This is a genomic window from Streptomyces sp. NPDC001493 (assembly GCF_053597235.1).
The window spans coordinates 41,191-65,418 of the sequence record NZ_JBSFHV010000036.1; the positions used below are offsets into that span (position 1 = coordinate 41,191).

The window sequence follows — 24,228 nt, forward strand, 5'->3', positions numbered from 1 at the left end:
CACATCCTCATCGGTCACAATGAGCGGCTTTTTGCCACGCCGTAGCAGGTAGGTGGCCAAGGTACTCAGACTACAATCGGAGCGCGCAGCGAATCGTGCGCATACCGACGTGGGGACGGTGGCCGGAGTGACCAATGATGAGTCCAACAAAAGTTCACGGGTTCGCATTTCACGCGTTCACTTGGATGCGTTTCGAGGAATCCCTGAAACGCTCGACGTATCATTCATGCACGCGAATGGAAAGCCAAGCTCGGCGCTGATCTTCGGGGATAATGGTTCCGGAAAGTCTAGTATTGTTGATGCCGTTGAGTGGGCTTGCCAAAAAACAGTCGGCCGCAACAGGGCTCTATACGGAGGCGGCAGCACCCCATCTCTAGCAAATCTCGCTGCCAGTGGTAAAAGATGTGCCGTAGAAGTGACTCTCTCCGACGGCCAGTCAGTGCGCCGGAGAGGGAGTTTCGGGGACGGCGGGGCCAACATATCGGGCCATGCAGTCCCACAAGCTTTCTCCCGAGTCCCAATGAGTCTTAAGCGGGCCGACATACTTCGATTTCTAGATACGCCTGCCATTAAGCGCGCATCGATTTTTATGGATCACGCACTAGGGGATGAGATATCTTCCCTGGAGTCGCTCACTACGGACCAACAGGCGGTGATAGAGGAGCGTCATGAAGCCAAGAGGCTGATGAGAGAAGCGGCGGCAAATCTTGCTTCCCTGATAGGTATCACCCCTCCCCCTCGAGACGCTAACGACATCGCAGACATGATCGCGACAGACGTCTACAAGAGAATACCCGTGGTCGACCGAATTAAGGTTTCCCTCCCGCGGGCGGTGGAGGAACAGGTCGAAGTAGTCACAAGACACAAGGAACGAGTACAACAACTAAATCAACTAGCCAAGCGGCTCAGCTTGCCAACCTCAGAAAAAACTGAGCGGCTCCTTGCCATGCAATCCCTCCTAAGCGGCGTCGGCGATTGGCTGACGTCCGCCTTCCTCGCCGTGACAGGGGCTCCACACGTCCGCCGAATCGAGCCCAAATTCGGCGCCCTAAGCGTAGTTTCACTTGAGATACGCATAACTCTAGTGGGTCGGCCCACTACGACTACACCCGAGAAGGTTTTCAGCGAGGGCTACCAGGACCTAGTAGCCCTGCTCTATTTCCTCGCGGTGGCCCGCGCCGCAGGAGAACAGGGGCAAGCCAAGGTTCTAATACTCGATGACGTCCTACAGAGCGTCGACGCAAACATCAGAGTGGCACTAATGGAGCTGGTAGTTCGGGATTTCAAGGACTGGCAACTCCTGGTCACAGTACACGACCGATTGTGGCGAAATCAGCTTAGGGACATATTCCAACGATTCGGTCACCCAAGAATTGAAGTCGAAATTAAGCAATGGAATTTCGGCGCTGTCCCAGACATCGTTCCAGCCGGTACGGATGCCGCCGATTCCCTATGGGCGGCCATGGATTCTTCGGACCCGTTCGCTGTATGCGGAGTGGCGGGGCGACTCGTCGAACAAATATGTGATCGACTTTCTTGGACCATCCCAACCAGCGTGAAGCGTAAGCGTGGTGATACCTATACTCTCGCCGACATGTGGCCTGGCATCATGAAGGAACTAAAGCGGACCTCGTGCGCGGATGTTTTGGTACGGGTTGATCGCTGGGTTCACCTGCGCAATGCAGCTGGAGCACACTATAACGAGTGGGCAGAGAGCCTGACTTGGGCCGAGGCCGAATCATTCGGATACGCAGCCCTTGAGTTCTACAGCCAGGTTCACTGTGACTCGTGCGGTCAATGGGTGGAGCGCATCGGAGCGAAGCAATTCTCATGCCGCTGCTTCACCGTAAAGGTGGTTAACGAGAACTGATTGAACAACTCCCATGCCCATTGGACGAATGGCTGCAGGCAGCTACTCGACAACCAGAAGATAACACACGCATTCAATGCGTAACTGCAGTGCATTTTAGGGGAGTGAGTAATGCATAGAATTCGTTATGACCAGCGAGTGCTCGCATTGGTGGAGGTTGCGGGAAGCGCACGAGACTGGGTCGAGGCTGAGAGGATATTCGAAGCACAGGACTGGCCCATTATTGATCATCACCCTGCCGGCGAAGGCCCCACGGCTGGCGCTCTCGAACTCAACCCTTCCCTTCGCATTTACCGAATCGAAGTGCGCCTTTATGGAGCTGCATACCGGGCAGAAACCGGGGCAGCCTGGCACGTTGAAGAAGCAGCCAAAGCACATCGTTTGACAATGCACGTCAGGCGCTCAGACTTAATTGAGTCGAGTCATAAGCCGCCATTCGAGTGGCGGTTGGTGCCTTCCCCGATGGCTCGACCCCCGCAATCCACCTTCAAACGCTTGCGGATGACGCGTGGACTTTACGACAGCGGACCTCACGTATCAGGGAACCCCCGCGAAGCATTGCGTCTGGCACGACGCTCCGCACCAGACGGTTCCCACTCTCCTGATTTCTCAATTCGCCCAGTACGCGGAGGAGCCTGGAGTGCGACCGCAATTTGGGGGGAGTCACTTCCTAGGGGTCGGGCGTTCATGGTCGGAATGGGTTTCATGCTGGGGATACTTCCGGCAGCAATTGCGGGGCGTCCCGACCTTGTTCCCATGTTGTCGCTGATCGGGTCCACCTTTGGGCTTTTCGCCTCCGCAGATTCAAATAGTAAGGGAATAGACAAAGCACTACCAGCACTACTCCTAACTGGGACCTTCAGCATGCTGGCGGTATCATTTTTCGCTAACTTAAGCAACTTCTCACCAATCCAGCAGATGTCACTCCCCTTGTTGCCATTTATCCTCTACGGCATTTGGCTTATTGCAAGGCAGTGGACATGGGGAGAATGGGTCGCCTGGGCGGCACCTCTGGCTGCCACACTGCTCCTTTCATCGTTCGTTGGAGCGGCGCCAGTCCTTCATGCTTGGTACGCGGAAAGGCTTTCCGTATCTGCCGCAGATCTAGAGGTCGCCGGGATTTGGCAGGTAGCCTCCGCGATCAAGCTGCTTTCTACTCTAACCTTGTTGCTTATCGTTCCTGCCGTATGGGGATTTGCTCGCCATTTTCACCTGCTACGAACGGGAGACCAGTTCAATCTGATGCTCTACGCGGCCCTGCTTTCGGCCCTGCTGATCGGGTGTGGATTCTTGTCAGCCGAGTCAGCCGAACAAGCAGCTTCAAAGACTGCACTAGCCGCAAAGCAAGGCACTGCGGCTCCACCGTATTTTGGCGTAAAACCGGAATGGATCTGCGTTATCCCTGTTGCTCCTTTGAAAGAGATACCCTCCGAGGGAGGACTGCTAGATGCCCGACGCGCCTACCTTTCTCTAGGAAGCTCAGAAGGGCAGGTGCTACTTTTGGAGCTTGGTAGCGCAAAGCCGATAAAGCTTCCAACGAAGTTGGTTGCGCTCGTTCCTGCTAATTCGGCCCACACGGAATGTCACTAATCGAACAGTGAATACTTTCTTGGGATCTGGCTCGCTGGAGGATAAATCACGCATCCTCCTGAACGAGTCGGCTCGTGAACCCCGCTCATAGACGGGCGTACGCCCTGGCCACCACGCCAGGGACAGTCTGACGAACCATGAAGCCTTGGTCGGGGTAGAGCAGCATCCGCTGCTGCGCGCCCACGAGCATGTCGACCACCAGCTGGGTGTTGCCAATTGAACCGACATAGTCATCAAACGTCATCGGTGTGGACACGCTGACGAACTCGACTTCTGGCCACAACTTGCAAGCCGTCGGCGCATCGTCGTATCGGCGCGTGATCTACAACAGCGTCTCCACGGTCCTCAACGCCGCCGTCGACGATGGCCACTTGCCGAAGAACCCCTGCCACGCCCGCTCTGTGCGTCCTCCAGAGCTCTCCAGGCACCGAGTGGTCCCGTGGACATCTGCGCGTACGTTCTCGGTGCGGGCCGCCCTCCCGGAGCGCTACAGGCCCATCGCGTCCGTGCTCCTGGACGCCGGCGAGAACATCAAGGCGCTGAGCACGTACCTCGGCCACAGCGACCCAGGGTTCACGCTGCGGGTCTACACGCACCTCATGCCGAGCAGTGAAGGCCGCACCCGGAAGGCCGTGGACAGCATGTACGAGGCCCTCGCTGCGACAGCGGGCGGCCCACAGGCGGCCCAGGACGCCTAGGGACTGTTTCTCGGATCATGTTCGGAGCCAGATGGTGAGGGCTGCGAGGGTGACGGTCCCGAGGTAGATGTAGGCGCGTTTCTCGTAGCGGGTGGCGACGGCGCGGAAGCCCTCGAGGCGGTTGATGGTGCGTTCGACGGTGTTGCGCTTCTTGTAGCGCTCGCAGTCGAAGCCGGTGGGTCGGCCGCCTCGGGAGCCTCGGTTCTTGCGATGTCTTTGCTGGTCAAGGCGTTCGGGGATGGTGTGCCGGATTCCGCGTCGCCGCAGGTAGCGGCGGTTCGTGCGGGACGTGTAGGCCTTGTCCGCCAGGACATGGTCGGGGCGGGTGCGCGGTCGCCCGGCTCCGGCGCGGGGCACGGAAATCAGCTCCAGCACAGGCTCGAACTGTGGGCCGTCTCCGTAGTGCCCGGGCGTCAGGACGAGGGCGAGGGGGCGGCATCGCCCGTCGGCCGCGAGGTGGATCTTAGTGGTGAAGCCGCCCCGGGAGCGTCCCAGGCATTCGCCGAGCTGACCACCTCCTCCAGCCGGAAGACTAGTTTCCGCAAGACCGGATCGACCTGGTTCGTCCCTCGCCCGGCCCCCTTTTGAAGAACCGCGGGCGGGGGCGCGTTTCTCGCGCCGGCGGCGTGCTGGTGGGCCCGCACCACGGTGGAGTCCACCGACACGTCCCAGTCGATCCGGCCGACCGCGTCCTCGGCGGCCTGGACCTTCGAGAGCAACATCTGCCACGTTCCATCCGCCGACCAGCGGCGATGACGCTTGTAGACCGTCTCCCACGGCCCGAACCGCTCCGGCAGATCCCGCCACTGCACACCCGTGCGCACCCGGTACAGAACCCCGTTGATCACCCTGCGGTGATCGCTCCAGCGACCTCCACGCGTGCCACCTCTCGGCAGGAACGACTCCAGCCGATCCCACTCCGCATTCGTCAGATCCCCACGGCCCATACAGCCACCCTGGACCCAACACCCAACCCACGTCAGGAGATCCGAGAAACAGTCCCTAGAACGGCTTCGGGCCGACGGTGCGACACCGTCGGCCCAAAGTCGTGTACACGCGCCTCGGGGCGCTGACCTGCGGTTACAGCACCGGCAGCAGCGCCTTCCGCTCGAACGCGGTGACCTCGCTGCGGTACTCCTCCCACTCGCGCTTCTTGTTGCGGAGGAAGAAGTCGAAGACGTGCTCGCCCAGCGTCTCCGCGACGAGTTCGCTCTTCTCCATCAGGGAGATGGCCTCGCCGAGGTTCTGCGGGAGGGGCTCGATGCCCATCGCGCGGCGCTCGGAGTCGGAGAGGGCCCAGACGTCGTCGTCGGCGCCGGCCGGGAGTTCGTAGCCTTCCTCGATGCCCTTGAGGCCCGCCGCGAGGAGGACCGCGTAGGTGAGGTAGGGGTTGGCGCCGGAGTCGATGGAGCGGACCTCGACGCGCGCGGAGCCGTTCTTGCCGGGCTTGTACATCGGGACGCGGATGAGCGCGGAGCGGTTGTTGTGGCCCCAGCAGATGTACGAGGGGGCTTCGCCGCCGGCGCCGGCGCTGCGGGCGGAGCCGCCCCAGATGCGCTTGTAGGAGTTGACCCACTGGTTGGTGACGGCGGAGATCTCGGCGGCGTGGCGGAGCAGGCCGGCGATGAAGGAGCGGCCGACCTTGGAGAGCTGGTACTCGGCGCCGGACTCGTAGAAGGCGTTGCGGTCGCCCTCGAAGAGGGAGAGGTGGGTGTGCATGCCCGAACCCGGGTACTCCGAGAACGGCTTCGGCATGAAGGTGGCCTGCACGCCCTGCTCCAGCGCGACCTGCTTCATGACGAGGCGGAACGTCATGATGTTGTCGGCAGTGGAGAGGGCGTCGGCGTACCGCAGGTCGATCTCCTGCTGGCCGGGGGCGCCCTCGTGGTGGCTGAACTCGACCGAGATGCCCATCGATTCGAGCATGGTGATCGCCTGGCGGCGGAAGTCCATGCCGACGTTCTGCGGGGTGTGGTCGAAGTAGCCGGAGCTGTCGGCCGGGGTGGGCCGGGTGCCGTCGACCGGCTTGTCCTTCAGCAGGAAGAACTCGATCTCGGGGTGGGTGTAGAAGGTGAACCCGAGGTCGGACGTCTTGGCGAGGATGCGCTTGAGGACGAAACGGGGGTCCGCGAAGGACGGCGATCCGTCCGGCATCAGGATGTCGCAGAACATGCGGGCGGTGCCGGGGGCCTCCGCGCGCCAGGGCAGGATCTGGAAGGTGCCCGGGTCCGGCTTGGCGATCATGTCCGATTCGTAGACGCGGGCGAAGCCCTCGATCGCCGAACCGTCGAAGCCGATGCCCTCGTCGAAGGCCTGTTCCAGCTCGGCCGGAGCCACGGCGACGGACTTGAGGAACCCGAGGACATCGGTGAACCACAGTCGTACGAACCGGATGTCACGTTCCTCAAGCGTCCTGAGGACGAATTCCTGCTGCTTGTCCATAGCCACATCCTTGCAGTTCAGACGGTCCGCGCACCACCGCCCGGGATAGGGGAGTCACTCCAGTATCACGACCCGGGATTTCACCCAGATTACGCACACGGTGTGAGAGAGAGCACGCGGCCACCCACTACGATCGGCGGCCCCCATGTGCTGGGGCACGGGCGCACGCGCAACCGACTCTCGCACAGGGGTTCCCGCGACTCGTTCGCTCCCTCCCGGCTCCTCCCAGAAGGACTCGACACCATGAGCCTTTCCCCGCCGCCTCCCCAGGTTCCGACGCCCCCGGCCCCGCTCCCCCAGCGGCGCCGCACGGTGCGCGGCAGGGTCCTGGCCATAGCGGCCGGTGTGGCCGTCGTCGCAGGTCTGGTGGGGTTCGGCGGCTCCGGGGTGCTGGACGGCCCGGCCTCGCGGGCGGATCTGATGACCACCGCGGCCGAGGACTCCAAGCCGGGCGGTACGGAGCCCTCGCGGGCGGCCGACGCGGCGGCGGTACCGGCGATTCCGGGCGTGAAGTCCTGGGACGCGAGCAAACTGACCCGCAACCACGTGACCCACGAGGTCCACTACCCGATGACGCCTCCGGTGGGCGGGGACCACGACCCGACCTGGATGAACTGCGACGGCGACGTATACAAAACACCGCTCGCGGACGTGAACGCCGTCCACTCCCTGGAACACGGCGCGGTGTGGATCACGTACAACGGCAGCGCGTCCACCGACGCGGTGCGCGCGCTCGCCGCCCGGGTCAGGGCGACCTCGTTCACGCTGCTCAGCCCCTATCCCGGCCAGTCGGGCGCCCTCACGCTCAGCGCCTGGGGGAAGCAGCTCACAGTGGACGGTCCGGACGACGCGCGGGTGGGCCAGTTCCTCGCCGCGTACGTCCAGGGCCCGCAGACCCCGGAGCCCGGCGCGCCGTGCACGGGCGGTCTGGCGGCTCCCCGATGACCGGCGGTACGGCGCGTACGGCGCGCCCGCGCTGGGTAGCGGCCGGAGTGCTGGTGCTCGCGATGCTGGTCGGAGGCGGTACGGCGGCGCTCGTGACCGCCCGCTCCGACGGTGCGCGGGAGCGCGGCGAGGAGCGGACGCAGGCGTACGCCGCGGGGTACGGGCAGGGGTCCGGCCCCGGGCAGGGGCTTCCTGCCGTCGACTCGGCGGACGCGGGGTTCGCACAGGACATGGCCGTCCACCATCAGCAGGCGGTGGAGATGTCGTTCGTGGTGCGGGACGGTACGCGCGACGAGGACGTGCGCCGCCTCGCGTACGACATCGCCCACACCCAGTCCAACCAGCGCGGGATGCTGCTGGGCTGGCTCGACCTGTGGGGGCTGCCGAAGATCGCCCCGCCCGGACGGTCCATGGCGTGGATGGGCGGCCAGGACGCCCAGCCCTCGTCGGGCGGGACGGAGCGGGTGGCCGGCACGGACCACGACATGGCCGACATGGCCGGGATGGCCGGCATGGAGGACACGGAGGGCATGGCCGGCATGGACCACCCGGACGACATGGCCGGGGCGGACGGCATGGGACAGGGCGCGGCCCGCGCCGGGGCCGGTACGCGGATGGCCGGCATGGCCACCCGCGCCGAGCTCAAGCAGCTCGGGGCCGCGCGGGGACGGGCCGCCGAGGTGCTGTTCCTCCAGCTGATGACCGACCACCACAAGGGCGGCATCGCCATGGCCCGGGCCTGCGCGGAACGGTGCGCGGTACCGGCCGAGCGGCGGCTCGCGCAGGGCATGGTGGACGCCCAGCAGGCCGAGCTGGACCTGATGGCGCAGCTGCTGGCCGAACGGGGGGCGCACCCCCGCGGCTGAATGTCTGCCGCACCCATGTCTCCCCCACCCGCGTCTGCCACACCCCCGCCCCTCACTCGCCCGTACGGCCCCGCGCCCACGGACGAGTGAGGGGCGCACGACGTTCCGCACTCACTCGAATGGGTGATATCGGTCAGCGGTGGGGCATGCCCCCGAGGACGATGGAGGATGGACTCGGGGCCGTACGGGGGTGTGCTCAGGCACGGATCGGTACGCAGGAGGAACCCCATGACCACGGCGAAGGACATCATGCATCCCGGCGCCACCTGGATTCCGGCGCACGAGACGCTCGACCGCGCCGCCCAGATGATGCGCGACCACGGGGTGGGCTCGCTGCCCGTCTCGGCCGAGGGCGCCGAGGACCGGATGGTCGGGATCATCACCGACCGGGACATCGTGGTCGCCTGCGTGGCGAGCGGCCACGATCCGTCGGAGGTGACGGCGGGCGACCTCTGCCACGGGACCCCGCGCTGGATCGACTCCGGCGCCGGGGTGGACGCGGTGCTGGAGGAGATGCAGTCCCACCGCATCCGGCGGCTCCCGGTGGTCGAGAACAAGAAGCTGGTCGGCATGATCAGCGAGGCCGATCTGGCGCAGCACCTCAGCGAGGACCAGATCGCCGACTGGGCGGGGCAGGTGTACGCGCGGGGCTGACCAGCACCAGCGCGGCGCAGGCCAACCCCGGCGCGGATCCGACCAACCCCGGCCCGACGCCGACCAACTCCAGCGCGCGGGGCCGGAATCAGCGCTCTCCAGGACATCGCGTCAGTAAGACGATTACACTGCGGGCGTGCCTCAACTACGCCTCGCACTCAACCAGATCGACTCGACGGTCGGCGATCTCACCGGCAACGCCGAGGCGATCGTCCGCTGGACCCGGCACGCCGCCGAGCTGGGTGCCCACCTCGTGGCGTTCCCCGAGATGGTGCTGACCGGCTATCCCGTGGAGGACCTGGCCCTGCGGTCGTCCTTCGTCGAGGCCTCGCGGTCGGCGCTGCGCGCGCTCGCCGCCCGGCTCGACGCGGAGGGGTTCGGCGAACTGCCGGTGGTCGTCGGCCATCTCGACCGCTCCGAGCACGCCGCTCCCCGGTACGGCCAGCCTGCCGGTGCTCCGCGCAACGCGGCGGCGGTGCTGCACCGGGGGCGGATCGCGCTGAACTTCGCCAAGCACCACCTGCCCAACTACGGGGTGTTCGACGAGTTCCGGTACTTCGTGCCGGGCGACTCGATGCCGATCGTGCGGGTGCACGGCATCGATGTGGCGCTCGCCATCTGCGAGGACCTCTGGCAGGACGGCGGGCGCGTCCCGGCGGCCCGCGCGGCGGGGGCCGGGCTGCTGCTCTCGATCAACGCCTCCCCGTACGAGCGGGACAAGGACGACACCCGCCTCGAACTGGTCCGCAGGCGGGCCCGGGAGGCCGGGTGCACCACCGCGTATCTGGCGATGATCGGCGGCCAGGACGAGCTGGTCTTCGACGGCGACTCCCTCGTGGTGGACGCGGAGGGCGAAGTGATCGCCCGCGCACCGCAGTTCGCGGAGGGCAGCGTGATCCTTGACCTCGAACTGCCGGCCGCGGCGGCCGAGCCGCCGTCCGGCGAGGTGAACGACGGGCTCCGCATCGACCACGTCGTCCTCTCCGCGGAACCCCTCCCGGCGTACGTCCCCGAGCTGGCGGGCGGGTACGCCGAGCGGCTCGACGACGACGAGGAGCTGTACTCCGCGCTGGTCGTGGGCTTGCGCGCGTACGTCGCGAAGAACGGTTTCAGCAGTGTGCTGGTCGGGCTCTCCGGCGGCATCGACTCGGCGCTCGTCGCGGCCCTCGCCTGCGACGCGCTGGGGGCGGGACACGTCTACGGCGTCTCGATGCCGTCGAAGTACTCATCGGACCACTCCCGGTACGACGCGGCCGAGCTGGCCCGGCGTACCGGGCTGAACTACCGCACCGTACCGATCGAGCCGACGTTCGACGCGTTCATGGGGTCGCTGGAGCTCACCGGGCTCGCCGAGGAGAACCTCCAGTCGCGGCTGCGCGGCACCACGCTGATGGCGCTCTCCAACCAGGAGGGCCGGATCGTGCTCGCGCCGGGCAACAAGTCGGAGCTGGCGGTGGGCTATTCGACGTTGTACGGGGACTCGGTGGGGGCGTACGGGCCGATCAAGGACGTCTACAAGACGTCGGTCTTCCGGCTGGCGAGGTGGCGCAACCGGGCCGCCGAGGAGCGCGGGCAGATCCCGCCGATCCCGGAGGCGTCGATCACCAAGCCGCCCAGCGCCGAGCTGCGGCCGGGGCAGGTGGACACCGACTCGCTGCCGGACTACGAGGTGCTGGACCGGATTCTGGAGCTGTACGTCGACCGGGACCAGGGCCGGGACGCGATCGTCGCGGCGGGCTTCGACGAGGAGCTGGTGGTCCGGACGCTGCGGCTGGTCGACACCGCCGAGTACAAGCGGCGGCAGTACCCGCCGGGCACGAAGATCTCCCCGAAGGGGTTCGGCAAGGACCGGCGGCTGCCGGTCACGAACCAGTGGCGCGAGTCACCCGCGAAGGACCTTCCGTAGGGCACGGACACCGGAACGGGCCGGACCGCGTGAGCGACGCGGTCCGGCCCGTTCCGGTGCGACGGCGGGGCGCTGCCTCACTCCCCCGGCGCGCTCCGTACGGTCGGGCGGCTGTCCGCGTCCGCCACCGTGCCGGTCCCCTCGGTACGCCCGGCCACGACGCGCGACGGGTCGCGGTCGCGGTCCAGGACGGTCGCGGTGACCGCGATGCCGAGGCCCACGACGGCGAGGGCCGCGCCGACCGGGGCGGGCGAGGTCCAGCCCCAGCCCGCCGAGATGGCCGCGCCGCCGAGCCAGGCGCCGCCCGCGTTGGCCAGGTTGAAGGCCGAGTGGTTGGAGGCGGAGGCCAGGGTGGGGGCGTCCTTCGCCTTGCGCATCACCAGCATCTGGAGCGGAGTCGTCGTCATGAAGCCGACCGCTCCGAGCAGGACCACCATCACCAGCGCCAGCCACTGCACGTGCACGGTGAGCGGGAAGACCAGCAGGACGACGGTGAGCGCGCCCAGGGAGCCGAAGAGCGTCGGCCGCAGCGCCCGGTCGGTGAGCGGTCCGGCGGCGAGCGCGCCGAGGGTCATGCCGATGCCGAACAGCGCCAGCACGAGGGTGACCGAGGACTCGCCGAAGCCCATCGCCTCGGTGGTCATGGACGAGAGGTACGAGTACACGGCGAACACGCCGCCGAAGCCGAAGACGGCGGTGAGCAGGCCGAGGATCACCTGGCGGTTGCCGAGCGCCCGCAGTTCGTGGCGTACGTCCTGGTGCTCGGCGACCGGGATCCGCGGGATCAGCCGGGCCAGGGCGGCCAGGGAGAGCAGCCCGATCACGGCCACCACGACGAACGTCGCCCGCCAGCCGAGGTGCTGGCCGAGCAGGGTCGCCGCCGGTACGCCGACGATGTTGGCCACCGTCAGGCCGAGGAACATGCGTGCGACGGCCCGCGCCTGACGGCCCTCCGGGACCAGGCGGGCGGCGACGACCGCGCCGACGCCGAAGAACGCGCCGTGCGGCAGGCCCGCGATCAGGCGGCCCGCGACGAGCCAGCCGAAGCCGGGGGCGAAGGCGGAGGCGGCGTTGCCGAGGACGAAGAGCGACATCAGCAGCAGGAGCATCCGCTTGCGCGGGATGCGGGAGCCGAGGGCGGTGAGCAGCGGGGCACCGAGCACGACGCCGATCGCATAGGCGGAGACGAGGTAACCGGCGGTGGGTACCGAGGTACCCAGGTCGTCCGCGACATTGGGCAGCAGCCCCATCATCACGAACTCGGTGGTGCCTATGCCGAAGGCGCTCACCGCCAGGGCGAGCAAGGCCAGAGGCATGGGAAAGGAACCTTTCAGCAGGAGGGCGCGCGCCCGGGTCCGGGGGCGGACGGTACGACCGTACGGGGACGTGGCGCAGCGGTCGGCCGCGCGGACGTGCGCGCGGACCGGGCGGGGAGGGGACGGGCGGAGGTCGAAGGACGGGCGGCGGTGCTCCGGCGGCTCTGCCAGGCATGCTCAGGTCAGCAACCTGAACAAAGTGTGGCAGACAATCTGTTCCTGGAGGTGAACGGGTCGTTTCGGCGGAGTCCGGCCCGGGCGTCGGCCGAGTGCCGGCCGCGTGCCGGCCGCGTGCCGGCCGGTGGGCCGCCGCCCGACGCCGCTCACCCCTCCCCGCGCGTACGGGGCCCGGTCAGAGCTGGACGCGGGCGGCGATCGGCAGGTGGTCGCTGTCGGTCGCGGCGAGCGTCCACGAGGACATCGGCTCCACGCCCCGGACCATGATCTGGTCGATGCGGGCCATCGGGAACGCGGCGGGCCAGCTGAAGCCGAAGCCGTCGCCGGCGGCGCCCTGGGTGGACCGCATCTGCGAGGTGACGGCCCGCAGGGCGCGGTCGTTCATGGTGCCGTTGAGGTCGCCGAGGAGGACGACCCTGCTCAGCGGCTCGTCCGAGATGGCCTCGCCGAGGGCGTCGGCGCTGTTGTCGCGCTGATTGGCGGTGAACCCGGCGTGCAGCTTGACGCGGACGGACGGCAGGTGGGCGACGTAGACGGCGACCTTGCCGCCGGGGGCGGTGACGGTGGAGCGCATGGCCCGGACCCAGCCCATCTTGATGTCCACGGGGCGGGTGTTGCTGAGCGGGTACTTGCTCCAGAGGCCGACGGTGCCCTGGACCGAGTGGTACGGGTAGGGCGCGTCGAGCGCCTTCTCGTACGCGGCGACCTGGCTGCTCGGGAGTTCCTGGAGGGCCACCACGTCCGCGCCGGAGCCGGCGACCTGTTGCGCGGTGCCGGCCGGGTCGGGGTTGCCGGCGTTCACGTTGTGCGTGGCGACGGTGAGGTCGCCGCCGGGGCCCGACTTGTCGTCGAGCAGCAGCCCGCCGAAGAGATTCAGCCACACCACCAGGGGCAGCAGCAGGGCGATGAGCGCCGTGGCGGAGCGCCGCAGGAGGCCGAGGATCAGCAGGACGGGGAGGAGGACCCCGATCCACGGCAGGAACGTCTCGGTGAGGCTGCCGAGGTTGCCGAGCCGGTTGGGGATCTCCGCGTGGAAGACCATCACCAGCGTCACCAGGACCGAGCAGACGGCAAGCAGGATGCCGCGCCGCCAGATGCCCCGGTCCGCCTTCAACCGGGCCAGACCGGCCCGGAAGCGGGAGCCGGCGCGCGGCGGCTCCGCGTTGTCGTTGCCGGTGTCCGCTCCGTACGCCTGCACCATCGCGCTTCCTCACTGCGTTGCCCTGCATGTCGCCGCGCTCTCGACCCTAGGGGATCGGCGACCGTTTTCCCTCCGCCGGTGTCGGCGGCACGGAGAAGAGGACGACCGGAACGGGGCCATGGGTTCCGCTTTGTGCCGGACCGGTCCGGTCCTGTGACCGACCCCTCATTTCCGGCCGGGCCGGTCCGGCGCGTCGGCGCTCTCCTCCGGCGGCGCCCGGGGCGGTGGCGGCGGGGCCCGGTGGCGGCGGGCGGTACGGGTCAGTGCCGGCCGGAGTCGCCCGGCGCGCCGCCGGGACCGGACGCGTCGGCGGGGCCGGACGCGTCGGCGGGGCGGGGCGCCGGGGCGAGGCCCTGCATCAGGGCGTCGATGACCCGGTCGACCAGGTCCTCCGGCAGCGGCGCGTCGCGGCGGTGCAGTGTCCGTACGAGCATCGCGCCGATGAGCAGGTCGTCCATCAGCTCGACGTCGAGGTCGTCCCGCAGCTCGCCCGCGGCGACTGCGCGGCGGACCGCGTCGACCATCGCGGTCCGGCGGGGCGCGATGACGGTGTCCTGGTACTCGGCCCAGAGCCGGGGGTGGCTCTTCATCTGCACGAACACGTTGTGCAGCAGAACCGACGAGCGCTGCGCCAGCCCCCGGACGCGCTGGGACTCCAGGAGCAGGCGCAGGTCGGCGAGTCCGGCGGTGCCGGAGACGACGGGGTCGGGCGCTTCCATGTCGCGGAGCACGTCGAGGAAGAGCTCCTCCTTGCCGTGCCAGCGGCGGTAGATGGTGGCCTTGCCGACCTTGGCGGTACGGGCGATGCGTTCGATGGAGAGTCCGGCGAGAGGCTCACCGGCCTCCAGGAGGGCGATGACGGCGTCCAGGATGGCCCGCTCGGCGGCGGCGCTGCGGGGGCGGCCCGGACCCCGGTCGTGGTCGTGCGCCCGGGAGTGCTCCGGCTCGTGCGCCGGGTCCTCCTCCGGGCCGGATTCCGGACCGGGCTCCGGACTCGGCTGCGCGCCGGACTCCGGACCCGGCTCCTGGCCCTGCCCCGGACTCGCTTGCGGACCTGGTGCCGAGCCCCGCTCCGGGCCTGGTTCCCGACCGTGCTCCAGGCTCTGCTCGCGCACCTGATTCCGCCTCTCCTCGCCCGTACGACCGCTGGAACGATTCTCGCCGACCGGAGGCCCGCCTTCCCGCCGGGCCCCGGCCCGGCCGGGTCCGGACCGCCGCGAAGGCCCGGGCCCCCTGGCGTACGCCGGTCGGGGCCCGGGCCGGGGCGCGGGAGGGCTCAGCCCTTGGTGCCCTGTTCGGCCGGGACCGGCGTGGGCTGCTCGGGGGCCTGCGGCCGGGGGCCGGCGGCGGACTTTCCGGGCAGGAACAGCGCGACGACCACGGCGCCGACCAGTGCGATGGCGGCGGAGCCGAGGGCGGCGACGTGCATGGCGCCGATGAAGGCGTCGGAGGCGGCCACCGCGAGCGGCTTGCCGGCCGGGCCGAGCTTCGCGGCGACGCCGAGCGTGGCCTCGATCGACTCTCCGGCGACGTCCCGGGCTCCGGCCGGTACGGCCGAGAGGTGGCCCTCGATGTCACCCCGGTAGACGGTGGAGAGCACCGAGCCGAGCACGGCGATGCCGAGCGCCCCGCCGACCTGGCGGAAGGTGTTGTTGATGGCGGAACCCGCACCGGCCTTCTCGCGGGGCAGCGTCTGCATGATGGCGACGGTGACCGGCGGCATGATGTGCGCCATTCCGGTGCCCTGGACGAAGAAGACCACGCAGAGCACCCAGACGGGCGTGTCGGCGTCGAAGGCCGCGAAGGCGGCGAGCCCGCCGGCGACCAGGATCAGGCCCACGGTGCAGACCGCTCGGACGCCGAAGCGCTGGACGACGATCCGGGCGCGCGGCGAGAAGATCATCTGCGCGGCGGCGAGCGGCAGGACCAGCAGGCCGGACTGGAGCGCGGTGTAACCGCGCACGCTCTGGAGGTAGAAGGCGGAGAAGAAGGTGACGCCCATCAGCGCGAAGAAGACCAGCGCGATGGCGGAGACGGCTGCGGAGAACGCCGGCTTCTTGAAGTGCGAGACGTCGAGCGCGGGGTGCGCGACGCGCTTCTCGTACAGGACGAAGGCGATCAGGACGGCCACGCCGCCGAGGACCGGGGCGAGCACGGTGACGTCGGTGAAGTCGGCGAGTTCGCCGCCCCGGATGATGCCGTAGACGAGCAGGACGAGGCCCACGACGGACAGGACGACGCCCACCGGGTCGAGCCGGCCGGGCTTGGGGTCGCGCGAGTCCGGTACGAGGATCACCATCGCGACCAGGGCGACGAGGCCCACGGGCACGTTGACGAGGAAGATCGAGCCCCACCAGAAGTGCTCCAGCAGGAGTCCGCCGGTGATCGGGCCGATGGCGATGCCCAGGCCGACGCCGCCGGCCCAGATGCCGATGGCCTTGGGCTGTTCGGCGGGCTCGAAGACGTTCATCAGGATGGCGAGGGTGGCCGGCATCACGAAGGCGGCACCGAGACCCATCACCGCACGCCAGGAGATGAGCTGCCCGGGCGTGTCGGAGAAGGCGGCGAGCGCGGAGCCGACGACGAAGACGGTGATGCCGCAGAGCAGCACCCGCTTGCGGCCGAGGCGGTCGCCGAGCAGACCGGCGGTGAAGAGCAGACCGGCGAAGACGAGCGTGTAGGAGTTGATCGCCCACTCCAGCTCGCTCTGGGTGGCGCCGATCCCGTCCGGCGCGGGACTGGCGATCGTCTTGACCGCGACGTTCAGGATCGAGTTGTCCAGCACCACGATGAGCAGGCTGAACATGAGCACGGCGAGAATGGCCCAACGGCGGCGGTGGACCGCCTCCGGGACACGGGACACGGCGGCAGGCGCGCCGGACGGTATGGACATGACCGAGAGCCTAGCGTCATTTCGATACGAGACCGTCTCGTATTGTAAAGTCTTTACCCTTCCCGCCGCCCGGCCCTCCTCCGGACGCCCGCGAGGCACTCCCGACGCCCGGCCCTCCCGAGGCCCTCCCGACGATCCGGCGGAAGGCGACCCGCGGGCCCACTTCCCGCGCACCACCGGGGGATGCCACCATGGAAGGGATCCGGGGACGCCGTCAGGGCGCCTCGAGATGACGAAGGAGCCGTTGGCCATGTCGCTCAACGCTGCGCAGAATCAGTCTGCCCACCCCCCTGCCGGGCCCTCCCCCACCGACAGCAGCAAGGCGCTGTACGGAGGCAAGAGCACCCGCCGCATCACCGTCCACGACATCGCCGCCGCCACCGCGCGCGGCGAGAAGTGGCCCATGCTGACCGCCTACGACGCGATGACCGCGTCCGTCTTCGACGAGGCCGGCATCCCGGTGCTGCTCGTCGGCGACTCCATGGGGAACTGCCACCTCGGCTACGACACCACCGTGCCCGTCACGATGGACGAGATCACCATGCTGTCGGCCGCCGTCGTACGGGGCACCAAGCGTGCCCTCGTCGTCGGCGACCTGCCCTTCGGCTCGTACCAGGAGGGCCCCGTCCAGGCGCTCCGCAGCGCGACCCGACTGGTCAAGGAGGCCGGGGTCGGCGCCGTGAAGCTGGAGGGCGGCGAACGCAGCCACGAACAGATCCGGCTGCTGGTCGAGTCCGGCATCCCGGTCATGGGCCACATCGGCCTCACCCCGCAGTCGGTCAACTCCATGGGGTACCGGGTGCAGGGGCGCGGCGAGGAGGCCGCGCAGCAGCTGCTGCGGGACGCCAAGGCCGTACAGGACGCGGGAGCGTTCGCGGTCGTCCTGGAGCTGGTCCCCGCCGAGCTGGCCGCCGAGGTCACCCGCACCCTGCACATCCCGACCGTCGGGATCGGCGCCGGCAACGAGACCGACGCCCAGGTGCTCGTCTACACCGACATGGTCGGACTGACGGGCGGCAAGGTGCCGCGCTTCACGAAGCAGTACGCGAACCTGCGCCAGGTCCTGGGTGACGCGGCGAAGGAGTTCGCGGGCGAGGTCGTCGGCGGCGCCTTCCCGGCGCCGGAGCACACCTTCCACTGACGGTACGGGCGGGCCCCGCCCCCGTGCCGCCCCCGCGGACGGTACGTGCGGGTCCCGCCCCATGCCGCCCTGCCCCACCCCCCGGCCGTACGGGTCACACCCGCCGCGCCGGCCACACAGCCACCTCCGGCACCACCGTCAGCCCGCCGACTTCCCCCATCGGCGGGCTGACGCCCGTCCGGCGCATGCCCGGCGCGCGGCTGTCGGCGACGGCCCGCCGGTCGGCTGTCAGCACCTGTCGGCTATCGGCTATCGGCTATCGACACCTGTCGGCGTCCGTCGGCCACCGGCTGTCCGCTGTCGGCGGTCCGTCGGCGGTCCGTCGGCGCACCGGCAGCGAATCGACACCCGGAATCCGTCCCCCGCATCCGCTGTCGGCGATATATCGGTGAGCTGTCGGTCGGGTCTGGTCCCATGGTGGACATGACGCGAAACGACATGAACCCCGGGCGCGGAATCGCCATCGAAGTACGGGGGCTGGTGAAGCACTACGGCACCACCAAGGCACTCGACGGTGTCGACCTCGATGTGCGCGAGGGCACCGTGCTCGGTGTGCTCGGCCCGAACGGCGCGGGCAAGACGACGCTCGTACGCGCCCTCTCCACGCTCATCGTGCCGGACGCGGGTTACGCGACGGTCGCCGGCTACGACGTGGTCAAGCAGCCCCGGCAGCTGCGCCGCACCATCGGCCTGACCGGGCAGTACGCCTCCGTCGACGAGAAGCTCTCCGGCTGGGAGAACCTCTACATGATCGGCCGGCTCCTCGACCTGTCCCGCAAGGAGGCCCGCAGCCGCGCCGACGAGCTCCTGGAGCGGTTCTCGCTCACCGAGGCGGCCCGCCGCCCCGCGATGGACTACTCCGGCGGCATGCGGCGCCGGCTCGACCTGGCCGCCTCCATGATCGGCCGCCCGGCCGTCCTCTACTTGGACGAGCCGACGACGGGACTCGACCCCCGTACCCGCAACGAGGTCTGGGACGAGGTGCAGCGGATGGTCGCCGAGGGGGCGACCGTGCTGCTCACCACCCAGTACATGGAAGAGGCCGAGCAGCTCGCCAGCGAGCTGACGGTGATCGACAAGGGCCGCATCATCGCGCGCGGCGGCGTCGACGAGCTGAAGGCGAAGGTCGGCGGGCGGACCCTCCAGATCCGCCCGTCCGACCCGGCCGACCTGCCGGCGATGGCCCGCGCCCTCCACGAGACCGGCCTCGACGGGGTCTCCGGCGCGCAGGCGGTCCCGGACGAGGGCCTGCTGTACGTACCGATCCTGAGCGACGAGCAGCTGACCGCCGTCATCGGCCTGCTGGGCACCCGGGGCTTCTCCCTCGCCCACGTCGCCACCGCACTGCCCAGCCTGGACGAGGTCTTCCTCGCCATCACCGGCGGCAAGACCACGGACGCCGCCGCCCCGACCGACGAGGAGGTCGCCGCATGAGCACGACCACGCTGACGAAGTCCCCCACCGACCGGGTGCCGGTCCGGCCCCCGAGCGACGAGGGAAGGATCGGGCTGCGCGCCAACCTGCGCCACATCGGGGCGCTGACCCGGCGCAACCTGCTCCAGATCAAGAAGGATCCGGAGTCGATGTTCGACGCGCTCCTGATGCCGGTGATCTTCACGCTGCTCTTCACGTACGTGTTCGGCGGCTCGGTCGGCGGCTCGCTCGGCGGCGGCCGGGAGGAGTACCTCAACTACCTGATCCCCGGCCTGATGGCCATGATGGGGATGAACATCGCCTCCGCCGTGGGCACCGGGGTCAACGACGACTTCCGCAAGGGCGTCATGGACCGGTTCCGCACGATGCCGATCGCCCGGTCCTCGGTGCTGATCGCGAAGATCGTGGTGGAGCTGGGCCGGATGATGGTCGCCACCATCATCCTGCTGGCGATGGGTTTCGCGCTCGGCATGGAGATCCAGACCTCGTTCCTCGGTCTGCTCGAAGCCGTCGCGCTCTCGGCGGTGTTCGGCGCCGCCATCATGTGGATCTTCATCCTGCTCGGGCTGGCCATGAAGACGGCCCAGGCGGTCCAGGCGACGGGAATGCTGGTGCTGATGCCCCTGCAGTTCGGATCCTCCATCTTCGCGCCGACCCAGACGATGCCGGGCTGGCTCCAGACGTTCACCGAGTACAACCCGCTGTCGAACCTCGCCGACGCGGCGCGCGGCCTGATGATGGGCGGCCCGATCGCCCACTCGGTCTGGGTGACCCTCGCGTGGGCCGGCATCATCACCGTCGTGATGGCGCCGCTCGCCGTCGCCAAGTTCCGCAAGGCGACCTGACGGCCGGGGCCCCGCGTCCGCCGTCCGTCCGGGAGCCGGGCGTACGGCGGACGCGCGGGATCAGTTGTTGTGCGCGGACGCCAGGGCGGTGGCCTCTTCCAGGGAGAGGTCGCCGCCCTCCGCGTATGCCGCTTCGAAGGCCGCGTCCCCGATCACCGCGCGCGCCGCTCTTTCGGCATTGGCCAGGTTCTGCTTCTCCACCCGGGTGGGCACGTGGAGGGGAGAGAGACGGCCGGCCTGTGTACCGAGCACCCGGGCGGCGTCCATGGCGCTCTCCTCGGTGCCGAGCCCCGCCATCGCCCAGGCCGCCGTCACCAGGTGGATGGAGGTCATCTGGGGCGCGACCATCTGCGCCAGCCGGTCGTTCGCCCGTTCCACCGCCTTGACCGCCTGGTCGAGGGCGCGCGCGTACAGCCCCTCCTCGTTGTCCAGCCAGGCCACCACACCCGCGACGAAGCCCTCGAAGATGGCCAGCGTCTGCGAGTGGAACTCCGCCGCCAGCAGCTCCATCTGCTCGCGCGCCTCGGCGAAGCGCCCGGTGCGGCCGAGGAGCATGCCCAGGTGCATCCGGGCGAAGGGCGTGGCCTCGTGCCCGACGCCCGTCCTGTCCAGGCCGATGACCTCGCGGAGGATGGCCTCCGCCTCCGCCTCCTGCCCGGTCTCCGCGAGGATGTTCGCGTACCGGGTGCGCAACACGGCCACCTGCGACTGCGCGCCGAGTTGTTCGGCGTACTCCATGGCGGCGAGGTAGTCCTCGGTGGCCTCCTGGTACCTGCCCGCCTGCTCGTTGGCCTCGCCGCGCGAGGCCAGTGCCTCGGCGGAACCCCACGCGTCCCCCAGCCGCGTGAAGATCTCCAGGCTCTCGTCCGCGTCGGCGCGGGCCACCTCCGTCGTGTCGGCCTGGTTGGCGAGCAGGTTGGCCCGCGTCTGGAGCGCCGACGCCAGCTCCCATGTGTAGCCGTGCTCCCGGCAGGTGCGCACGGTCTCGTCCATCACGTCGCGGAGTTCGTGCCGCTCACCGGTGAGGATGACGGCGAAGATCCAGAGCGATCCCGGCGAACGGCAGATCTGCGGCTGGCCGGGCTGGTAGGTGCGGGCGATGATCCGGAGCCGCTCCATGCTCTCCTCGGTCATCCACAGGTCCATCTCGTGGTCCATGTTGGCGATCTGGATGAGCCGTACCCCGCGCCGGGCCTCCTGGAGCTGGTCGGGCTCCATCGGCGGCGGCTTGTCCGTGCACTGCTCGTGCAGCGAGGGCGCCGGAGAGCCGGGCGGGGCGAACGGGTCGGGGCCCAGCGCCGCGGCCGTGTCGGCCCACTGACGGGCCTCGTCGCGCAGATCGCGCAGCATCCAGTACGAGCCCATGGACAGGATGATGCAGAGGCACTCGTGCTCGTCCTCCAGGGCCGCCGCGTGACGGAAGGCGGTACGCAGGTTCTCGTACTCGCGCCGGAACAGGTCCAGGGCCGCCCGCTGTCCGGCGCCGCGCAGCCGGGGGCCGGTGGTACGCGCCAGCTCGCGGTAGTACACGAGGTGGGACCGGTCGACGGCGGCGCGCTCGCCCGCCTCGTCCAGGCGCTCGGACGCGTACTCCCCCACGGTCTCCAGCAGCCGGTAGCGCATCTCGCCGTCGCCCGGCTCCTCGGCGACGACGAGGGACTTGTCGACGAGTGAGCCGAGGCGGACGGCGACGTCGCGGACGTCCACCTCCTCCTCACCACCGGTACCGCCGGTACCGCCGGTGCCGCCGACGTCGCCCGCGCGCAGCGAGCAGACCTCCTCCGCCGCCGTGAGGGAGCAGCCGCCGGCGAAGACCGACATCCGGCGCAGTACGGCGCGTTCGGCGGTGTCGAGCAGGTCCCAGGACCAGTCGACGACGGCGCGCAGGGTCTGCTGGCGCGGCAGCAGCGTCCGGCTGCCGCTGGAGAGCAGCCGGAAGCGGTCGTCGAGCCGGTCGGCGATCTGCCGGGGGCTGAGCATCCGCAGCCGTGCGGCGGCGAGTTCGATGGCGAGGGGCAGTCCGTCGAGGCGGCGGCAGATCTCGGCGCTGGCCTCGGCGGTCGCCGGGTCCGCGTCGCTCCGGAAGCCGGGCCGGGCGGCGTAGCCGCGCTCCTCGAAGAGGCGGAGCGCCGTGGGGTCCGGCAGGGGTTCGACCGGGCGGACGAACTCGCCGGGTACACCGAGGGGTTCGCGGCTCGTCGCGAGGACGGTGACACCGGGGCAGCGGGCGAGGAGGTGGTCGGCGAGCGCGGCGGCGGCGTCGACGACGTGCTCGCAGTTGTCGAGCAGCAGGAGCATCCGGCGGCGCGCACAGTGCTCGGTGAGGCGTACGAGGGGGCTCACGGTGCCTCCCTCGGCAACGCGCATCTCCTCGGCACCGGCACCGCGCAGCACGGTCTCGCGCGCGTCGAGTGCGGAGAGCACCGCCTCGGGCACGGCCTCGGGATCGTCCACGGGGGCGAGTTCGGCCATCCACACGCCGTCCGGCCAGTTGGCGGCGACGGTCTCGGCCGCCTCCTGCGAGAGCCGGGTCTTGCCCGCGCCGCCGGGGCCGAGGAGCGTCACCAGCCGGGACCGGTCGAGGTCCCCGCGCAGCGTGGCGATGTCCGCCTCGCGGCCGACGAAACTGGTGAGCCGGGCCCTGAGGTTGCCGGACGGCGGACGCAGCGGCGGCAGGGCGGCCGGGGCGGCGGGGGTACGGACGTCCGGGACGCCGCTCGCGGGCGTCCGGACGTCGGGGCCGAGCGGGCGGGCCTTGTCGGCGGGGCGGTCACCGGCATGTCCCGGGCGGGCGGCACCCGCCACCGGGCGGACCGGCGGGGCACTGCCGTGGTGCAGCAACTCCGTGTGCAGCGCGCGCAGTTCGGCGCCCGGGTCGGTGCCGAGCCGGGCGGCGAGCAGGGTGCGCACCTCCTCGTACGCGGCGAGGGCCTGGGCGGTGCGGCCCGCGTGGTGCAGGGCGCGGATGCGGAGCGCCTGGAGCGGTTCGTCGAGCGGGTGGTCGGCGCAGAGCGCGACCAGTTCGGGCAGCGCCTCCTCGGCACGGCCGAGCGCGAGGTGGGCGCCGCCCCGGGCGCGGCGGGCCGCGAGCCGCCGGGCCTCCCAGCGGGCGGCGACGGCGGTGCGGTCGGGCAGATCGGCGAGGGCGGGGCCGCGCCACAGGGCGAGGGCGGCGTCGAGCGCGTCGAGCGCCTTCTCGCCGTCACCGGCCTCCAGCGCCCGGCCCCCTTCCCCGGCCAGCCGCTCGAACCGGTGCAGGTCGACCGCGTCGGGGTCGGCGGCGAGCCGGTAGCCGTTCTCGGCGGAGTCGATGGCGTCCCTGCCGAGCGCCCGGCGCAGCCGCCCCACGAGCGCCTGGACCGCGCCCGGCGCGTCGGCGGGCGGCTCACCGTCCCAGACCTCGTCCACGAGCACCGCCACCGGGACCGCCCGGCCGGGGCTCAGGGCGAGCACGGTGAGCAGGGCGCGCAGCCGCGCCCCGCCGAGGGCGACGGCCGTGCCGTCGTCGCGAAGTACCTGGGTCGTACCGAGGATGCAGTAGCGCACGGGGCCATTGTCCGTGAAGGGAATCGGGACTCGCACAGCCACCCGATATATTCCGATAGCTCGCGTGGCGTCGGGGTGGTCTTACGTGTTGCCACGGTCGCACTCCGTACGGAAGGGTGCCGTCATCGGCATGGACCCTTGGAGCGTCCGCAGACATCCGGCGTGCGGACACCCTTCCGCATTCGCAATGCGCCGCACACGACCCACGCGCCCTGGAGGCCCAGCCATGAGAAGACCTCGCGGCATCTCGCAGTCGGCATGGCTGAAGCTGTTCGGAGCCACGGGGGTCGTCATCGGGTTGACACGTATCCCGACCGATCGGGACATCGGTCCAGCGCTCAAGATCGCGCTGTTCACCGTCGGCTGCGTCGCGCTCGTCTCGGCGGCCTGGCACACCTTGCGCGCTTCCGTCGGGAAAGGCCGCGATCGCGGCGAATCGGGCTGAAGGACGTTCCGCCGTTCCGCGCGATGACTGCCGTTCCTCCACCTCACCTGCTCCAGCACGAAGTTCGGCGCGCACGACCGTGATCCCGCACTCGTCCGGGGCGAGTTGCACAACGACACCTCCGGGCAGGCACCGAGCTCGGAGCGCCGGGGAGGACGTACGCGAGGAGGACCTGAATGTCCCGCACTCCGTCCCGCTCTCGCCAGTACGCGAGTTGGGCCGGGTGGACGACGCCGGGCTCCCGGCACGCGCTTGACCG

18 protein-coding genes and 1 pseudogene are annotated in these 24,228 nt (G+C 69.5%); 11 read left to right on the forward strand and 8 right to left on the reverse strand.

From position 1 onward, the window contains the following. Positions 1–127: 127 nt before the first annotated feature. Both ACWCWD_RS33780 and ACWCWD_RS33785 read left to right on the forward strand, forming a co-directional pair. On the forward strand, positions 128–1,870 hold the full coding sequence (locus ACWCWD_RS33780; protein WP_450778929.1) for an AAA family ATPase: 1,743 nt from the start codon (positions 128–130) through the stop codon (positions 1,868–1,870). 756 nt (positions 1,871–2,626) lie between these two features. Next, entirely contained in the window at positions 2,627–3,460 is an 834-nt protein-coding gene (locus ACWCWD_RS33785) for a hypothetical protein (RefSeq protein ID WP_450778931.1), read from the forward strand. An 85-nt stretch (positions 3,461–3,545) separates the two neighbouring features. On the opposite strand, the gene ACWCWD_RS33790 is transcribed toward ACWCWD_RS33785, so the two are convergent. Further along, positions 3,546–3,716 carry a hypothetical protein gene (locus ACWCWD_RS33790; protein WP_450778933.1) on the reverse strand — a complete coding sequence of 57 codons (171 nt, stop codon included), beginning with the start codon at positions 3,714–3,716 and terminating at the stop codon, positions 3,546–3,548. A gap of 43 nt (positions 3,717–3,759) precedes the next feature. Here ACWCWD_RS33790 and ACWCWD_RS33795 point away from each other — a divergent pair. Continuing rightward, positions 3,760–4,158: pseudogene (locus tag ACWCWD_RS33795) on the forward strand (hypothetical protein); the annotation flags it as partial. Between the two features lie 15 nt (positions 4,159–4,173). Here the strand turns inward: ACWCWD_RS33795 and ACWCWD_RS33800 are convergent. After that, positions 4,174–5,105, reverse strand: a protein-coding gene (locus tag ACWCWD_RS33800) for an IS5 family transposase (RefSeq protein ID WP_450778935.1) whose coding sequence is annotated in 2 segments (ribosomal slippage) — positions 4,174–4,661 and positions 4,661–5,105 — 933 coding nt in all. Because the reading frame shifts where the segments join, the coding sequence is not laid out codon by codon here. A 133-nt stretch (positions 5,106–5,238) separates the two neighbouring features. Then, complete coding sequence (gene glnA / locus ACWCWD_RS33805; RefSeq protein ID WP_266703648.1) at positions 5,239–6,600, reverse strand: type I glutamate--ammonia ligase; 1,362 nt, start codon at positions 6,598–6,600, stop codon at positions 5,239–5,241. A 243-nt stretch (positions 6,601–6,843) separates the two neighbouring features. Here glnA and ACWCWD_RS33810 point away from each other — a divergent pair, with 243 nt between their 5' ends. The 4 genes from ACWCWD_RS33810 to ACWCWD_RS33825 all read left to right on the forward strand — a co-directional run bounded on the left by ACWCWD_RS33810 (position 6,844) and on the right by ACWCWD_RS33825 (position 10,971). Next, positions 6,844–7,545: a DUF3105 domain-containing protein gene (locus tag ACWCWD_RS33810; protein WP_450778937.1), complete on the forward strand. Its 702-nt coding sequence runs from the start codon at positions 6,844–6,846 to the stop codon at positions 7,543–7,545. Further along, positions 7,542–8,411, forward strand: a complete 870-nt coding sequence (locus ACWCWD_RS33815) for a DUF305 domain-containing protein (protein WP_450778938.1) — start codon at positions 7,542–7,544, stop codon at positions 8,409–8,411. Before ACWCWD_RS33810 ends, ACWCWD_RS33815 begins: the two co-directional genes overlap by 4 nt. A 228-nt stretch (positions 8,412–8,639) precedes the next feature. Further along, the gene (locus ACWCWD_RS33820) at positions 8,640–9,065 is read left to right on the forward strand and encodes a CBS domain-containing protein (RefSeq protein ID WP_450778940.1); all 426 of its coding nucleotides are present in this window, start codon (positions 8,640–8,642) and stop codon (positions 9,063–9,065) included. A 136-nt stretch (positions 9,066–9,201) separates the two neighbouring features. Further along, the gene (locus tag ACWCWD_RS33825; RefSeq protein ID WP_450778942.1) at positions 9,202–10,971 is read left to right on the forward strand and encodes an NAD+ synthase; all 1,770 of its coding nucleotides are present in this window, start codon (positions 9,202–9,204) and stop codon (positions 10,969–10,971) included. A 77-nt stretch (positions 10,972–11,048) separates the two neighbouring features. Here the strand turns inward: ACWCWD_RS33825 and ACWCWD_RS33830 are convergent, their stop codons facing one another. The 4 genes from ACWCWD_RS33830 to ACWCWD_RS33845 all read right to left on the reverse strand — a co-directional run bounded on the left by ACWCWD_RS33830 (position 11,049) and on the right by ACWCWD_RS33845 (position 16,558). After that, positions 11,049–12,287 carry an MFS transporter gene (locus ACWCWD_RS33830; protein ID WP_450778944.1) on the reverse strand — a complete coding sequence of 413 codons (1,239 nt, stop codon included), beginning with the start codon at positions 12,285–12,287 and terminating at the stop codon, positions 11,049–11,051. A 352-nt stretch (positions 12,288–12,639) separates the two neighbouring features. Continuing rightward, complete coding sequence (locus tag ACWCWD_RS33835) at positions 12,640–13,665, reverse strand: endonuclease/exonuclease/phosphatase family protein (protein WP_450778946.1); 1,026 nt, start codon at positions 13,663–13,665, stop codon at positions 12,640–12,642. 260 nt (positions 13,666–13,925) lie between these two features. Then, positions 13,926–14,780 carry a TetR/AcrR family transcriptional regulator C-terminal ligand-binding domain-containing protein gene (locus ACWCWD_RS33840; RefSeq protein WP_450778948.1) on the reverse strand — a complete coding sequence of 285 codons (855 nt, stop codon included), beginning with the start codon at positions 14,778–14,780 and terminating at the stop codon, positions 13,926–13,928. A 161-nt stretch (positions 14,781–14,941) separates the two neighbouring features. Beyond that, positions 14,942–16,558 (reverse strand): MFS transporter, encoded by a 1,617-nt coding sequence (locus ACWCWD_RS33845; RefSeq protein ID WP_450778950.1) that lies wholly within the window; start codon positions 16,556–16,558, stop codon positions 14,942–14,944. A gap of 250 nt (positions 16,559–16,808) precedes the next feature. On the opposite strand from ACWCWD_RS33845, the gene panB reads away from it, so the two are divergent. The 3 genes from panB to ACWCWD_RS33860 all read left to right on the forward strand — a co-directional run bounded on the left by panB (position 16,809) and on the right by ACWCWD_RS33860 (position 19,978). Beyond that, entirely contained in the window at positions 16,809–17,699 is an 891-nt protein-coding gene (gene panB, locus ACWCWD_RS33850) for a 3-methyl-2-oxobutanoate hydroxymethyltransferase (protein ID WP_450778952.1), read from the forward strand. A gap of 414 nt (positions 17,700–18,113) precedes the next feature. Continuing rightward, the gene (locus ACWCWD_RS33855; RefSeq protein ID WP_450778954.1) at positions 18,114–19,133 is read left to right on the forward strand and encodes an ATP-binding cassette domain-containing protein; all 1,020 of its coding nucleotides are present in this window, start codon (positions 18,114–18,116) and stop codon (positions 19,131–19,133) included. Then, a complete protein-coding gene (locus ACWCWD_RS33860; RefSeq protein ID WP_450778956.1) occupies positions 19,130–19,978 on the forward strand; it encodes an ABC transporter permease in 849 nt (282 codons plus the stop codon). The genes ACWCWD_RS33855 and ACWCWD_RS33860 overlap by 4 nt, the downstream gene beginning before the upstream one ends. 60 nt (positions 19,979–20,038) lie before the next feature. Here the strand turns inward: ACWCWD_RS33860 and ACWCWD_RS33865 are convergent, their stop codons facing one another. Next, positions 20,039–23,524 (reverse strand): AfsR/SARP family transcriptional regulator, encoded by a 3,486-nt coding sequence (locus ACWCWD_RS33865; protein ID WP_450778958.1) that lies wholly within the window; start codon positions 23,522–23,524, stop codon positions 20,039–20,041. A gap of 226 nt (positions 23,525–23,750) precedes the next feature. Here ACWCWD_RS33865 and ACWCWD_RS33870 point away from each other — a divergent pair, with 226 nt between their 5' ends. Then, positions 23,751–23,969, forward strand: coding sequence for a hypothetical protein (locus ACWCWD_RS33870; protein WP_450778960.1), 219 nt, complete (start codon positions 23,751–23,753; stop codon positions 23,967–23,969). Positions 23,970–24,228: the final 259 nt, after the last annotated feature.

Excerpts from the sequence above, each read along its gene's own strand:
- ACWCWD_RS33785 (WP_450778931.1), top strand. The coding sequence starts at position 2,627 with ATGTTGTCGCTGATCGGGTCCACCTTTGGGCTTTTCGCCTCCGCAGAT.
- glnA (WP_266703648.1), bottom strand. The coding sequence starts at position 6,600 with ATGGACAAGCAGCAGGAATTCGTCCTCAGGACGCTTGAGGAACGTGAC.
- ACWCWD_RS33810 (WP_450778937.1), top strand. The coding sequence starts at position 6,844 with ATGAGCCTTTCCCCGCCGCCTCCCCAGGTTCCGACGCCCCCGGCCCCG.
- ACWCWD_RS33815 (WP_450778938.1), top strand. The coding sequence starts at position 7,542 with ATGACCGGCGGTACGGCGCGTACGGCGCGCCCGCGCTGGGTAGCGGCC.
- ACWCWD_RS33820 (WP_450778940.1), top strand. The coding sequence starts at position 8,640 with ATGACCACGGCGAAGGACATCATGCATCCCGGCGCCACCTGGATTCCG.
- ACWCWD_RS33830 (WP_450778944.1), bottom strand. The coding sequence starts at position 12,287 with ATGCCTCTGGCCTTGCTCGCCCTGGCGGTGAGCGCCTTCGGCATAGGC.
- ACWCWD_RS33835 (WP_450778946.1), bottom strand. The coding sequence starts at position 13,665 with ATGGTGCAGGCGTACGGAGCGGACACCGGCAACGACAACGCGGAGCCG.
- ACWCWD_RS33845 (WP_450778950.1), bottom strand. The coding sequence starts at position 16,558 with ATGTCCATACCGTCCGGCGCGCCTGCCGCCGTGTCCCGTGTCCCGGAG.
- panB (WP_450778952.1), top strand. The coding sequence starts at position 16,809 with ATGTCGCTCAACGCTGCGCAGAATCAGTCTGCCCACCCCCCTGCCGGG.
- ACWCWD_RS33855 (WP_450778954.1), top strand. The coding sequence starts at position 18,114 with ATGGTGGACATGACGCGAAACGACATGAACCCCGGGCGCGGAATCGCC.
- ACWCWD_RS33860 (WP_450778956.1), top strand. The coding sequence starts at position 19,130 with ATGAGCACGACCACGCTGACGAAGTCCCCCACCGACCGGGTGCCGGTC.
- ACWCWD_RS33870 (WP_450778960.1), top strand. The coding sequence starts at position 23,751 with ATGAGAAGACCTCGCGGCATCTCGCAGTCGGCATGGCTGAAGCTGTTC.